Origin of the sequence: Ensifer sp. SL37, from assembly GCF_026672675.1 — a bacterium.
Taxonomy (GTDB): domain Bacteria; phylum Pseudomonadota; class Alphaproteobacteria; order Rhizobiales; family Rhizobiaceae; genus Ensifer; species Ensifer adhaerens.
The window spans coordinates 52,670-64,552 of sequence record NZ_JAPPRN010000001.1; the positions used below are offsets into that span (position 1 = coordinate 52,670).

An 11,883-nucleotide genomic window follows, 5' to 3' on the forward strand; every position below is an offset into this window, starting at 1 on the left:
CACCTTCATTTTGTTCACGCTTGCGGCCGGAGCGGCCACGGCAGCGATCAGTTCTTCGCGAAGGTGCGGTTTCCAACGATGGAAAGGTCAAGACCTCCTGAAACTTCTTTCGCTCACCCTGATACGAATGGTCAGGTTCTGCCGATAAGAGATTGGAAAATCTGGATTTTCGTCTTGTGTATTCCCCGCGGCTGGCACTCCGGCGGGGGGCGCCGACCACGACTGAGCTGTGTTCTTTGCTGGGGCGCCACGCCACCGTCATTCGTGTGGTCGCGCCGAGAGTCCCACTAGGCGATCGGTCCAGGTTCGCCGTCGCATTCCAATCTCCGAAACTGAGAACGTCGGCGGTGATCCGATACCCCTTGACCTTACCAGCGCTGGAAGCCGCAGCCTGAGGGCATTTTCGCTTGCCGCCGTCAGGAACCGGCCCGCGAGAGAATTCGAACTCTGTGAGGAAACATTTGATATGACCGTCAAACGCATAGACATACGATCGGCACGAACAAACCTCGAAGTGCACGCCGACCAGACCATTCTCGACGCTGCGCTCGCCGCCAAGCTTCCTTACCCCCATGGCTGCAGATCCGGGCGGTGCGGCGCTTGCAAGTCTCGGCTGATCGAAGGCGAGGTGGAGCTTCTCCAGCATTCGCCCTTCGCCCTCACCGACGAGGAGAAAGCCGGCGGTCTCATCCTTGCCTGCCGGGCGCTTCCGGTAACGGACACCGCCGTGGCATGGCTTGGAGGCGGCGAAGAAGATGCCGTCCAAACGCCCCAACGGCTAAGCGGCATCGTTACGCATCTGGAGGACCTCACGCACGACATCAAGCTGGTGCGCATCGATGCGGAAGATGGGGGCAGCTCTCGTTTCGTCGCTGGACAATATGCGCAGGTGAGTTTCGACGGGGTCCCCGCCCGCAGCTATTCCATGGCCAACCGGCATGGCGACGGCCGGGTGGAGTTCCACATTCGCCACGTGGTCGGCGGAGCGACCTCGCAATATGTGCACGGCGCTCTGAAGGCCGGGGACAAGGTGACGCTCGAATACCCGATGGGATCCTCCTATCTGCGGGAGAACCACTCCGGCCCGATCCTGTGCATCGCCGGCGGCTCCGGCCTCGCCCCCATCAAATCGATCGTCGAAACCGCCCTTGCCCACGGCCTGAAGCAGCCGATCCATCTCTACTTCGGCGCACGCAGCGAGCGTGATCTCTACCTCGTCGATCATTTTCGCGCGCTCGCCGAGTGGCACGCCAATCTCGTCTTCCAGGCCGTGTTGTCGGAGGCGGATTCGGCAGGATACCGCCGTGGATTCGTGACGGAGGCAGTGGCCGAGGATCTGTCTGACCTCGACGGATGGAAAGCCTATGTCGCCGGCCCGCCGCCGATGGTGGATGCGGCAATGGAGGTTGCGTTTGCGCGCGGCCTGAACCGCTCAGACATGCATGCCGACGTGTTTTTCACGCCCGAGCCGGCGGAATAGCCGCTCTCGGGCGCAAAATCGGCGGTGCAACTGCTTCATCTCAGCCTGGCGGAAGCTCAGCGAAACTGGGCGCCCGTCAGTTCCTCCATCTGCGGCCTTCGGATCCTGACCTTGTCGACGTTGCGGCCATCCAAGGCGACGACTTCATAGGTCAGGCCACCAAAGCTGACGCTTTCGCCCTGGTTCGGCAGGTGTCCGAGGCGCCAAAGAACGAGGCCCGCCAGCGTGGAGTAGCGGTCGGCCTGATCCACGAGATCGACCTCCAGCAGTTTTGAGACATGCCGGATATCGATCCACCCGTCGACGAGGAGCGCTCCGTCTTCCTCGCGCTCGACCGTCAACTGATCATCATCATCGTCGGCAAAGTCGCCGGCGATGGCTTCGAGCAGGTCTGTTGGTGTCACCAGGCCTTCCATCGAGCCATATTCGTCAAGGACGATCGCGACCTGAAGGGGAGACTGGCGCAACTGCTCAAGCAGGCGCAGCGCGCTGACGGTTTCATGCACGACCAGGGGCTGGCGAAGGGATCGGCTGAAGTCGATCTTGCCGGTCTCGAGCAGGTCTCTCAACAGGTCTTTCGCCAGCGCGACGCCCAGGAACTCATCGAGATTGCCGCGTCCGATCGGGAAGCGCGAATGACCTGTTTCGATGATTTTGCGGCGCAACTCGTCGTCACTCTCCTCGATATCCAGCCACTCGACATCAAGCCTCGGGGTCATGACCGATTTTGCCGGGCGCTCTGCAAGTGTCAGTACGCCTTCGATCATCTCGTGCTCCACCGGCGTGAACAGTTCGTCCTCCGTCGCCCGCTCCGCGATGACATCGGCCGTTTCGCCGAGCGACGTCTCGCTCTTGCGTCGACCGAGGAGGGAGAGAACGGCATTTGCCGTACGCTCGCGCAAGTCACCCGTCGTCATGAAGCGTTCGCGGTTGCGGCGTCCGATCTGGTTGAAGGCCTCGATCAGCACCGAAAAGCCGATTGCCGCATAGAGGTAGCCCTTGGGGATATGGAAACCGAACCCTTCGACGATCAAGGAGAAGCCGATCATCATCAGGAAGCCGAGGCAGAGGATGACGACGGTCGGGTGTTTCGACACGAAGGCCATCAGTGGTTTGGACGCAAGCAGCATCACGCCGACGGCGACAATGACCGCGATCATCATCACGGAGAGATGCTGAACCATCCCGACGGCGGTGATGACGCTGTCCAGCGAGAAGACGGCATCGAGGACGACGATCTGCACGAGGACCTGCCAGAAGACCGCATGCTCCACCTTGCCTTCCTTGTGACCGGCATGGCCCTCGAGGCGCTCGTGCAGCTCCATCGTCCCCTTGAACAGAAGGAACAGGCCGCCGAACAGAAGGATCAGGTCGCGGCCGGAGATCTCAGCGCCGAGCACTGTGAACAACGGAGTGGTCAGCGTCACGATCCAGGCGATCGAGGCAAGCAGGACGAGACGCATGCCCAGCGCCAGTCCGAGGCCGATCAGTCGGGCTCTTTCCCGTTGATGCTCTGGAAGCTTGTCCGCGAGGATGGCGATGAAGACGAGGTTGTCGATACCGAGCACGATCTCGAGAACGATGAGGGTGGCGAGACCCGCCCAGGCGGCCGGATCAGACATCCATTCGAACATCATTGGGTTTAAAGGCCAGCCCTCAAGGCAAGGCCAATCCTTCTATTGTTGATGGGAAAAGAAAAAACGTCGCCCGCCCGTCTGGTCGACGGTTGCGGGCGCAAAGTAGGTGACCGCGAAACCGCTTCAGCGGAGCCGCGCTTGTGGGGTCTGATGAACGTTGGTCAGGGTCGGCGTCGTCAGGCATGCCGCGTGGTCCGCCTTGTCGGATAGGCCATGGAGCGGGCGGCAAACAGCAAGCCGAACTCCGCCCATCCTGCGCGACCGACAAGGTGGCGGGTCGTCGTGACCGGATGGGGGACAGGCGGTGGGCTTGGTGCAGCTGGGATCATGAGAAAGGGTTGGCTCTGAGGGAAGGCTGGCTTCCGGGGGAGGGGGACGGTCCCCGGAAGCCAAAAGCGGCGTCAAATATCTTCGTCGCCGCCGAAATCCATGTCGTCAACGGGCGCTTCCGGCTCCGGGGCAGGGGCGGCTGGTTGAGCGGCCTGGGCCTCGTTACCACCCAACATGCCGGCAATCGCATTGCCGAGCAGGACGCCACCGGCGACGCCCATTGCGGTCTGCGCGGCGCCCGCGAGGAAGCCGCCGCCGGTGCGCTGTTGCATCGGCTGGCCGTAAGCCTGGCTCTGGTTGCCCCATGGCGAGCTCGGGGCCGCACGGCCATACCCGGCCTGTTGTGGCGCGGGGCGCTGAGGGGCAGCGTTGCTGCCGAACATCGAGGAGAAGAAGCCGCCGCGCTGCTGGCTTTGTGCGGTGTGCGCTTCCAGTTCTTCGATACGGCGTTGAGCCGCCTCCAGTGCCTGTTCCTGTACGACGATCGTCTGCGCCATGTAATAGGGCGCGCCCGGCTGCTGGCCGATCCGCTCTTGAATGAAGCGGTCGGCTTCCGCGTCGCGCGGAGCGGATTGGCGCTCCGCCTGGGCGAGCTTGGAGAACAGGCCGTCTATGGCCTGTTGATCATTGCGATCCATAAGATATGTCCTTGATATCGGCGACTGTTACTCTTCGCGCTGGCCGGTGAAATTCAGCAGCAGCTGGAAGATGTTGACGAAGTTCAGGTAGAGCGAGAGAGCGCCGAAGACCGCCAGCTTCTGCTGGGATTCCTGGTCGAAGTTGTCGGCATACTGCTCCTTGATGTTCTGCGTGTCCCAGGCGGTCAGACCGACGAAGACGACGATGCCGATCACCGAGACGGCAAACTGAAGGGCGCTGGAACCGAGGAAGATGTTGACGATCGAGGCTATCATCACGCCGATCAGACCCATGATCATGAACGAACCGAACTTCGCGAGGTCCCGTTTCGTCACATAGCCGTAGAGGCTCGTCGCTCCGAACATGGTGGCGGCGATGAAGAAGGTGCGGGCGATGCTGGCGCCGGTGAAGACCAGGAAGACGGAAGCGAGCGACAGGCCCATAACGGCGCAGAAGGCCCAGAAGGTCATCTGTGCCGAGGATGCCGACATCGAATGCATCTTAAAGGAAAAGAAGAAGACGAAGGCGAGCGGCGCCAGCATCACCACCCATTTCAGCGGCGTGGAGAAGATCGGCACGTAAAGCGCCGGCGTGGTGCCGACGATGAAGGCGACAAGGCCCGTCACGACGAGGCCGAGGCCCATATAGTTGAAGACGCGCAGCATGTGCTGGCGAAGGCCCTCGTCGAGGGCGGCGGCCGAAGCCTGACTCATGCCGCCGAAGCGGTTCTGGTTCTGATACATGAAGGTTTCCTCAGTAAAGTGAGTTCTTGAGAAGCTCGGCCTCGTCGCTGAGGCCGATGCCCGGCTTGCTTGAAACGACGGCATAGGCAACCTCGCCGACCTGCCACCAGGCAGCCTCGGCATTGGAAAGGTTGAGATCCTTCACGGGTTCGACCGCGAAACGACCGGGCCTGCCGGCGAAAAGTGAAATGACCGTGCCCGCATCGGTCTTGACGCTCATCTCGACGCTGGGTCCGAATTCCGAGGGGAACACCTGGACATCGATGACGTTCCAGCCCTTCGGGAGCTCCGGCATGACGATGGCGGTCGCGGCACGAATGTCGTCCCGGTCATAGGTCTGAACCTCAGGCTGCGACGGCATTCCAGCCCTGACGACCGAGGTCTGATGGGCGCGGATGGCGTGCTCCACGAAAGCCGGCGGATGGGCCGAGGCATTGACTTCGCTCGGGCCGACCGCCGAATGGGCAATCCACCCGACTGACACCATCAAGCCGACCGCCGCAACCTTTTGCAGCGCGTTCCAAACGCGCGCATTCGCAAGCCCAGAAGAAAGGCGCCGGGCCGCCTCGCGCGTCTCTGGACGACCGGCAACGACATCCGACGTCATCGCCAGTTTGAGCGTGGTGCGCATGCCGAGGTCGGCCATGACGCGCGCCGCCGCATCCGGATTCCTGGCAAGCCAGGTCTCGACCCGCAGCCGACCGGTTGCGTCGAGCTGATTGTCGATGTAGGCGTCGAGATCGCCATCGGTAATCGTATCGACGTCAGTCATTGTCGCCTCCGACAAGCTTCAGATGGTTAGGCTTCCTCCGTCCGCTTTCGAAATCTCTGAGCGCTGCTCGTGCACGGGAGACACGCGACATCAAGGTCCCGACGGGGATGTCGAGTATGTCGGCGGCCTCCTGGTAGGAGAGATCTTCGACAGCAACCAGATGTAGGGCTTCGCGCTGCTCCTCCGGCAGCAGCATGAACGCCTCGCGAACCTGAGCGAGCCGGACGCTGTGTTCCTGGTGGGCCGGGTAGGATGACACGGCTTCCTGCGCCGTCTGGCTGTCACGCTGGCCGCGCGACATCGCCGATCGTACGCGGTCGATATGGGCGTTGCGAACGATGGCGAAAAGCCAGTTTCGAAGGTTCGCTCCCGACCGGAACGTCGAGCGCCGCTCGTAGGCTCTCACCAAGGCATCATGAACGAGATCTTCTGCGTCAGGCGAATTGCGCGCAAGCGAACGCGCATAGCGCCGCAGCGCGGCCAGCTGCCCAATAACGTCGAAAGCGCCTTTTTTCGATTCCATACCCGCATATACGGAGCCGATGCGATTTCTCATCCATCGTCGACGAAAAAAATATCATTCAGCCGGATGCAGCAGTTTAGGAGCGCATGCTTCGCTGGCATCACCGAAGCGCGCCTGCGCTGGCTATAGGGGCGGCGAGCCGCACCCGCGCCGCGCTCTTTGCGCTCGCAGCAAACGCTTCGAGGGTCGCGGCAAGCAGCATACGGGCACCTTCGATGGAATGCGCGGGCTCGACATATTCCGCTTCGTTGTGGCTAAGCCCGTCGCGGCAAGGCACGAAGATCATGGCTGCCGGCGCGACACGACTGACGAACAAGGCATCGTGGAAGGCGCCGGAGAGCATACGCTTGGTCTTCAGTCCGAGCGATGCGGCAGCGCGATCGAGGCAGGCGAGCAGGTCGTCTGAAAAGAGGGCGGGCGGCATGTCGAAGATTTGCCGCGTTGCGCTCTGGCAACCGTTGGCTTTAGAGGCGTTGTCACATGCCTGCCGGACCCGCTCTTCCAGGTAGTCGATGGCGTTGGTCTCCGGGTGGCGCAGATCGACGGTGAACGTGACCGACCCCGGAATCGAGTTCACCGAACCTGGTTCGACTGCGAAGCGGCCGACGGTAAAGCGTGCGCGCGGGTCGCCCGGCATGGCGCTCCTATACAGTGGTTCAAGCGCGGCAACGGCCGCGGCCATCGGGTCGCGCCGGAATTCGAGCGCCGTCGTGCCCGCATGCGCTGCCTGCCCATCGATCCTGACCTCCAGCCACCGCGTGCCCTGGATGCCATAGACGATGCCAACCGGTATGTTCTCCCGTTCGAGCGACGGGCCCTGTTCGATATGAAGCTCAAGGTAGCCGGTGATTGGGAAGCCGAGCGGGCGCATTTCGGCTTCCGGCAGGGCTTTCAGTGTTGCCTCCAACTCATCGACGAACAACGCTCCGTCGCGGCCGCGAAGATCGGACCAGGCCTCGGGGATGGCACCGGCGGCAAACGCCATCGATCCCATCGTGCCGGGGGCAAAGCGGCTTCCTTCCTCGTTCGTCCAGGCAACGACCTCAAGCGGAAAATCAGTCTCAATGCCAGCATCTTCGAGACTTTCCATCACCTCAAAGGCCGCCAGGGTGCCGAGCGCTCCGTCAAAGCGCCCACCGGTCGGCTGGCTGTCGAGGTGGCTGCCGATCACGAACGGCGGCCTTTGAGGAAAAAGGCCCTCCCGCCGGATGAACAGGTTTGCCATCGGATCCTGGAAGACGCGGAAACCGCGCGCAAGCGCGAGTTCCGCTAGCAGCCGGCGGGAGCCCCGATCTTCCACCGACAAAGCCTGCCGGTTGACGCCCCCGGCCGGCGTCCCGCCGATTTTTGCGAAGTCATCAAGACGCTTGAGCAGGCGCTTGCCGTCCACTGTGGTGCGAGAGGTCATAGTCGTTCCCAAATGTCGCCTTGATCAGACGTAGGCTGCGTCATGAAAGGCGATTTCCAGTTGCTGCGCTCGCCCGAAGATAGCGCTCAGGCGTTTGCGCTCGGAAGCCTCGAGCGCGTCGCCGGCAACGTCGAGTTCTTGCTTCAGCCACTTCGCCTGAGCCGCAAACTCATCATCGGCGTGCATTTCGACCCATTCCTTCAAATGTGGATCGGCAAACGATGAACGGGCGGCCCTTTCCGACCAGGTCCAGTACATCCACTCGGCCGCAAACATGGCAGCGACGGTATCGAGGAAACCGCCGTTGCGGGCGATGTCCAGCATACCCGTTCGGAAAGCCTCGACCTCGGCAACATTGAGATCATAGGTGCCGGGATCGATATTGCGTTCGGCAAAAATCCGTTCGAAGTAAGCGATCTGCTGGTTGGCGAGCGCATCCAGAACGGCAATCAACCAGCGCTTCTGTTCGATCGTCTCGGCCTTCGCCGCCGCAAAGGCGAAGATCGAGATCGCGGTTTCGACGAAGGCCCCCTCATAGACGAGATAGCGTTCGAAAACCTGCGGGGACAGGCGCTCCATCACGATGTCCTCGACGAAGCGATGGTTCACCATGGCTTCGAAGACGGTGGCGTTTTCCCGCAGGATCTGTTCCGAAAGCGTTTCAGCCGCCATCGTCACGCCTCCAGCGCGGGTTCGGCAGCGGCGCGGAAAGCCTTAACCCGCTCGATATCGACCGGGTTCCACCAGACCCCGCCCTGCTTCAGAGACGAGGCGACGATCACGCCGTTGGTGCGCTTGAGGATTTCGACGATGTTGTCCTTGGTCACGCCCGAGCCGACCAGAAGCGGTAGGTGCGTCGCCGAGCCGATCTCCTCGATCTCCTCGATGGTTGCCGTATTGCCGGTGCGCTGACCGGTGGCGATCACACCGTCGGCGTCGAAGAAGGCGAGGTCGCGCGTCAACTCCTGGATCGATCGGTCGGCCACGATGGCGTGGGCGCCGTGCTTCACATGGCTGTCGGCAAAGACCTTGATGTGCTCGGCACGCAGCAGCGAACGGTAGCGCATCGCTTCTGCGGCCCGACCCTCCATGAAGCCTTCGTTGGCGACATAGGCATTGGCCCACTGGTTGACGCGAATGAACTTGGCGCCGCCCGCCATGGCGATGGCAAAGGCCGGGATCGGCGCATTGGCAAGGACGTTGATGCCGAGCGGCACACCTGTCGCCCGCGCGATCCGGTCGGTGACGACCGACATGAAGGCTGCCGTTTCGTGGCCGATATCTTCCGGCTTGGAGAACGGCACGTCGCCATGATTTTCGATCATCAGGCCATGCAGGCCACCCTCGACCAACGCCTCGGCGTCACGCATGCAGGCATCGTAGATAACAGACATATCGGCACCCCGATAGCGCGGCGCACCGGGGAAGGCCGGGCAATGGATCATGCCTATCAGAACCTTGTCAGTCCCAAATATTTCCCTTATGGCGCTTGTGGACTTGTCAGATATTTCCTGCATTTCTCTCCCTTTCGAAGGTATGTTCATGCACGCTTACGTAATCGGTAATGTGACGGTGGACGAGACTATCGCCGTGTCGGAAATGCCGGCCGCGGGCGCATCGATCCACGGTAGCCAGCGGTCCCGGGACCTCGGTGGCAAGGGCGCGAACCAGGCTGTTGTCATGGCCCGCACCGGCCTGCCGACGAGCCTTGTCGCAGCCTTCGGCGACGGTTTTCGCGCCGACATGATCCGCCAGCATCTGGCAAGCGAACCGGTGGTCAGCAGACTTGTGCCGGTCCTCGGCAAGTCCACCGACTTCTCGATCGTGCTGACCACGCCGGATGGAGAAAACGTCAACATCACGACCACCGACTCTGCCCAGAACCTCACGCTTGCCGACGCCGTCGCGGCGCTGGCCGACGCGGTTCCCGGCGACCTTGCTGTGCTCCAGGGAAACCTGTCGGACGAAACGACGCGCGGTGTCCTTGAAGCTGCGCGCGCCCACCACATGATCACCGCCTTCAATCCGTCTCCCTTGCGTCCCTATTTCAGCACCCTGTGGCCCTTGGTTGACATTGCTTTCCTCAACCAGGGTGAGGCGCAGGCAATGACCGGTACCAGCGGCGAAGAGGCTGCCCGCAAGCTGCTTGCGGCCGGCGTTCGCGAAGTCGTCCTGACCTTCGGCGGCGACGGAGCCATGCTCGTCACCGCCGAAAGCAGTGTCCGGATCGGCGCCGTCGAATGCGACGTCGTCGACACGACAGGCGCCGGCGACACGTTCATGGCGGTGGCGCTCGCATCCGCCGCACTTCGTGGCACTCGCCTCGATCGCACCGCGATCGAACATGCAACGCGCGCCGCCGCCATCACTGTAAGCCGTCCCGGAACCCGTTCGGCGTTTCCGTCGATCGAGCAGTTGCAAGCGATCCTGGCCGCGCGCTGAGGCTCTCCTCAGCGCGCGCTCCTCGCTGCGGTTAGCGCGCCGTTTCTGTCATCCACCCAAGGATGTTCTTCCAGAGGCGGCCGTAGCCCTCCCACTCGCAGAATGCCGGCGACAGCCAGTGGGGGCCGATATCGGACGTCCAGGCGGCGGTGCGCCCCTTGCCGAAACCGCCAAGGACGAGCAGCGGGTGTCCGCCCTGATCTTCGGGAAGCCGGGCGACGACCTCGGCTCCATCGCGAACCTCCACTTCATTGACGCCGAGAAGCAACGGCCAACTGCCCGAAAGCCCCGCCATGGTCGGATGGTCCGGCTTGACGACGTCGGCAACCGCGCCCTCGGGAATCTCGACGCGGTCGTCATAGGGAAGGCACGTCACCGGAAGCGTGTCTTCGACAGCCGTGCGGCGCCAGCGCGCCTTACCGTCGATACCCTGGAAGGAGAAGTAGCCGCCGACCATCAACAGCGCTCCGCCCTTTTCGACCCAAGCCTTGATGAGCTTCAACCGGTTCGGAACGGTGCGCGAGTGCAGCCATACGGCCGGCGGCAGCAACAGCGAGTTGGCGCCGATATCCGACAGGATGATCGCATCGTACTGGTCGAGGCCTGCCATTTCATAGGGGAACTGGTCCACGGCGTCGTGTGCGGTCATGTAGGTCAGCTCGAACTCGCTGTCCTTGAGCACCTTGACGAGCGGTTCCGCGCCCAGATGGAAGGTCACGCTGCCGAACTGGTCGAAACCCTTGTAGTGGGTGGCGGAGCTTACCCAGCTCTCGCCGACGAGAAGCACTTTCTTTGTCATGGTCTATCCGTCTGTCTTGAATAGCGTTGGGAGCCGATATCAGGCCCCGGTTTGGAATACCGAGCGGGGGTTGTCCCGCATCATTCTGTCGAGCGCGCCGTCCTCCACCCCGTGTCGTTTGAGACGCGGCAGGAAGTGGCGCAGGACGTAGGCATAGCCGTTGCCTCCGTAGTGGCTGAGCATCATCTTCAGGAACACATCGTGCGAGAGCAGGATGCGGTCCATGTGGCCGGCGTCCACCAGCCTGGCGATCGCTCGTGCTGCCTCTTCGTCGCTCGGGCACTGTACCTGTTGATCGGCATAGAAGAAGTCCATGCCGATCATGTCGTATTCGATGAACGCACCGCGTTCGGCGAGCTCGCTTTGATAGGCGAAATCGTCGTGGGACGGGTTCATGTGACAAAGCACGGTGTGGCGCAGATCCGCCCCTTCCTCGGCGACGACATCGAGCACCCGATGGCCGAGCCGGAACCAGCCCGGCAGATGCACCATCAGCGGCAAACCGGTCCGGACCTGCGCCCGGGCGGCCCCACGCAGGGACTTCTCCTCGGCCGGAGTGAAATCGGAGGAGACGCCGATCTCGCCGATCAGTCCGATTTTCACGCCCGTGCCGTCGACACCGTCGATGGCCTCGCGGACGATGCCGTCGGCGATCTGGTCGACGCTCATGTCCGCGACCTCGGCCGGATGCGAGGAGGCAAGATAATATCCGGCCCCCATCACGATATTGAGACCCGTCGCCTTGGAGATGCGCCGTAAGGCGAGCGGGTTTCGACCGATGCCATTGCAGGTAGGTTCGACGACTGTACGGCCGCCTGCGGTCGCGAAAGCCTGCAATTCGGCGATAGCCAAGGGTTCGTCGTCGAGCGTAATGTTGTGCTTGTTAACGAAGGGGTCCTGGCGCAGTTCGCCGAGGATCTCCATGCAGACGAAGCCTTCGGCGAGATACTGACGCTCCTTCGTTTGCGGTGCGTTCCACCAGCAGCGGCAATCGTTGAGGATATGCTCGTGCATCAGTGTGATGCCGAGTTGATCCGCGTTGATCGCGCCGTTCACCGTCATCACCTTGCCGGACCGCACATGTCCTTCTGACAGCTCCTTGCTCATGAC

Annotated in this window: 12 protein-coding genes; 2 read left to right on the top strand and 10 right to left on the bottom strand. The window is 62.3% G+C overall.

Translation table 11 applies throughout. The features are described from left to right. Positions 1–466 precede the first annotated feature (466 nt). Complete coding sequence (locus OVA00_RS00260; protein ID WP_060521146.1) at positions 467–1,480, top strand: 2Fe-2S iron-sulfur cluster-binding protein; 1,014 nt, start codon at positions 467–469, stop codon at positions 1,478–1,480. Between the two features lie 56 nt (positions 1,481–1,536). Here OVA00_RS00260 and OVA00_RS00265 read toward each other — a convergent pair whose 3' ends face one another. The 8 genes from OVA00_RS00265 to OVA00_RS00300 form a co-directional block, all read right to left on the bottom strand. Beyond that, positions 1,537–3,117, bottom strand: a complete 1,581-nt coding sequence (locus OVA00_RS00265; protein WP_268087656.1) for a TerC family protein — start codon at positions 3,115–3,117, stop codon at positions 1,537–1,539. Between the two features lie 401 nt (positions 3,118–3,518). Beyond that, on the bottom strand, positions 3,519–4,085 hold the full coding sequence (locus OVA00_RS00270; protein WP_034790482.1) for a DUF2076 domain-containing protein: 567 nt from the start codon (positions 4,083–4,085) through the stop codon (positions 3,519–3,521). A gap of 27 nt (positions 4,086–4,112) precedes the next feature. Further along, positions 4,113–4,829, bottom strand: a complete 717-nt coding sequence (locus tag OVA00_RS00275; RefSeq protein ID WP_034790478.1) for a Bax inhibitor-1/YccA family protein — start codon at positions 4,827–4,829, stop codon at positions 4,113–4,115. A gap of 10 nt (positions 4,830–4,839) precedes the next feature. Then, entirely contained in the window at positions 4,840–5,601 is a 762-nt protein-coding gene (locus OVA00_RS00280; RefSeq protein WP_268087657.1) for an anti-sigma factor family protein, read from the bottom strand. Continuing rightward, entirely contained in the window at positions 5,594–6,124 is a 531-nt protein-coding gene (locus OVA00_RS00285; protein WP_060529059.1) for a sigma-70 family RNA polymerase sigma factor, read from the bottom strand. The genes OVA00_RS00280 and OVA00_RS00285 overlap by 8 nt, the downstream gene beginning before the upstream one ends. A gap of 100 nt (positions 6,125–6,224) precedes the next feature. Continuing rightward, positions 6,225–7,532 carry a Zn-dependent hydrolase gene (locus OVA00_RS00290; RefSeq protein ID WP_268087658.1) on the bottom strand — a complete coding sequence of 436 codons (1,308 nt, stop codon included), beginning with the start codon at positions 7,530–7,532 and terminating at the stop codon, positions 6,225–6,227. A 24-nt stretch (positions 7,533–7,556) separates the two neighbouring features. Then, on the bottom strand, positions 7,557–8,204 hold the full coding sequence (locus tag OVA00_RS00295; protein ID WP_268087659.1) for a TenA family protein: 648 nt from the start codon (positions 8,202–8,204) through the stop codon (positions 7,557–7,559). 2 nt (positions 8,205–8,206) lie between these two features. Continuing rightward, the gene (locus OVA00_RS00300) at positions 8,207–9,049 is read right to left on the bottom strand and encodes a BtpA/SgcQ family protein (protein ID WP_112772383.1); all 843 of its coding nucleotides are present in this window, start codon (positions 9,047–9,049) and stop codon (positions 8,207–8,209) included. A gap of 25 nt (positions 9,050–9,074) precedes the next feature. Here OVA00_RS00300 and OVA00_RS00305 point away from each other — a divergent pair, with 25 nt between their 5' ends. After that, on the top strand, positions 9,075–9,974 hold the full coding sequence (locus OVA00_RS00305; RefSeq protein ID WP_268087660.1) for a ribokinase: 900 nt from the start codon (positions 9,075–9,077) through the stop codon (positions 9,972–9,974). A 31-nt stretch (positions 9,975–10,005) separates the two neighbouring features. Here the strand turns inward: OVA00_RS00305 and OVA00_RS00310 are convergent, their stop codons facing one another. Together OVA00_RS00310 and OVA00_RS00315 are read right to left on the bottom strand one after the other, a co-directional pair. Next, positions 10,006–10,773 (bottom strand): glutamine amidotransferase, encoded by a 768-nt coding sequence (locus tag OVA00_RS00310; protein WP_090297339.1) that lies wholly within the window; start codon positions 10,771–10,773, stop codon positions 10,006–10,008. A gap of 39 nt (positions 10,774–10,812) precedes the next feature. Further along, positions 10,813–11,880 (bottom strand): phosphotriesterase family protein, encoded by a 1,068-nt coding sequence (locus tag OVA00_RS00315; protein WP_268087661.1) that lies wholly within the window; start codon positions 11,878–11,880, stop codon positions 10,813–10,815. Positions 11,881–11,883: the final 3 nt, after the last annotated feature.

Coding starts and splice junctions, on each gene's coding strand:
- OVA00_RS00260 (WP_060521146.1), top strand. CDS start 467: ATGACCGTCAAACGCATAGACATACGATCGGCACGAACAAACCTCGAA.
- OVA00_RS00265 (WP_268087656.1), bottom strand. CDS start 3,117: ATGATGTTCGAATGGATGTCTGATCCGGCCGCCTGGGCGGGTCTCGCC.
- OVA00_RS00270 (WP_034790482.1), bottom strand. CDS start 4,085: ATGGATCGCAATGATCAACAGGCCATAGACGGCCTGTTCTCCAAGCTC.
- OVA00_RS00275 (WP_034790478.1), bottom strand. CDS start 4,829: ATGTATCAGAACCAGAACCGCTTCGGCGGCATGAGTCAGGCTTCGGCC.
- OVA00_RS00280 (WP_268087657.1), bottom strand. CDS start 5,601: ATGACTGACGTCGATACGATTACCGATGGCGATCTCGACGCCTACATC.
- OVA00_RS00285 (WP_060529059.1), bottom strand. CDS start 6,124: ATGGAATCGAAAAAAGGCGCTTTCGACGTTATTGGGCAGCTGGCCGCG.
- OVA00_RS00290 (WP_268087658.1), bottom strand. CDS start 7,532: ATGACCTCTCGCACCACAGTGGACGGCAAGCGCCTGCTCAAGCGTCTT.
- OVA00_RS00295 (WP_268087659.1), bottom strand. CDS start 8,204: ATGGCGGCTGAAACGCTTTCGGAACAGATCCTGCGGGAAAACGCCACC.
- OVA00_RS00300 (WP_112772383.1), bottom strand. CDS start 9,049: ATGCAGGAAATATCTGACAAGTCCACAAGCGCCATAAGGGAAATATTT.
- OVA00_RS00305 (WP_268087660.1), top strand. CDS start 9,075: ATGCACGCTTACGTAATCGGTAATGTGACGGTGGACGAGACTATCGCC.
- OVA00_RS00310 (WP_090297339.1), bottom strand. CDS start 10,773: ATGACAAAGAAAGTGCTTCTCGTCGGCGAGAGCTGGGTAAGCTCCGCC.
- OVA00_RS00315 (WP_268087661.1), bottom strand. CDS start 11,880: ATGAGCAAGGAGCTGTCAGAAGGACATGTGCGGTCCGGCAAGGTGATG.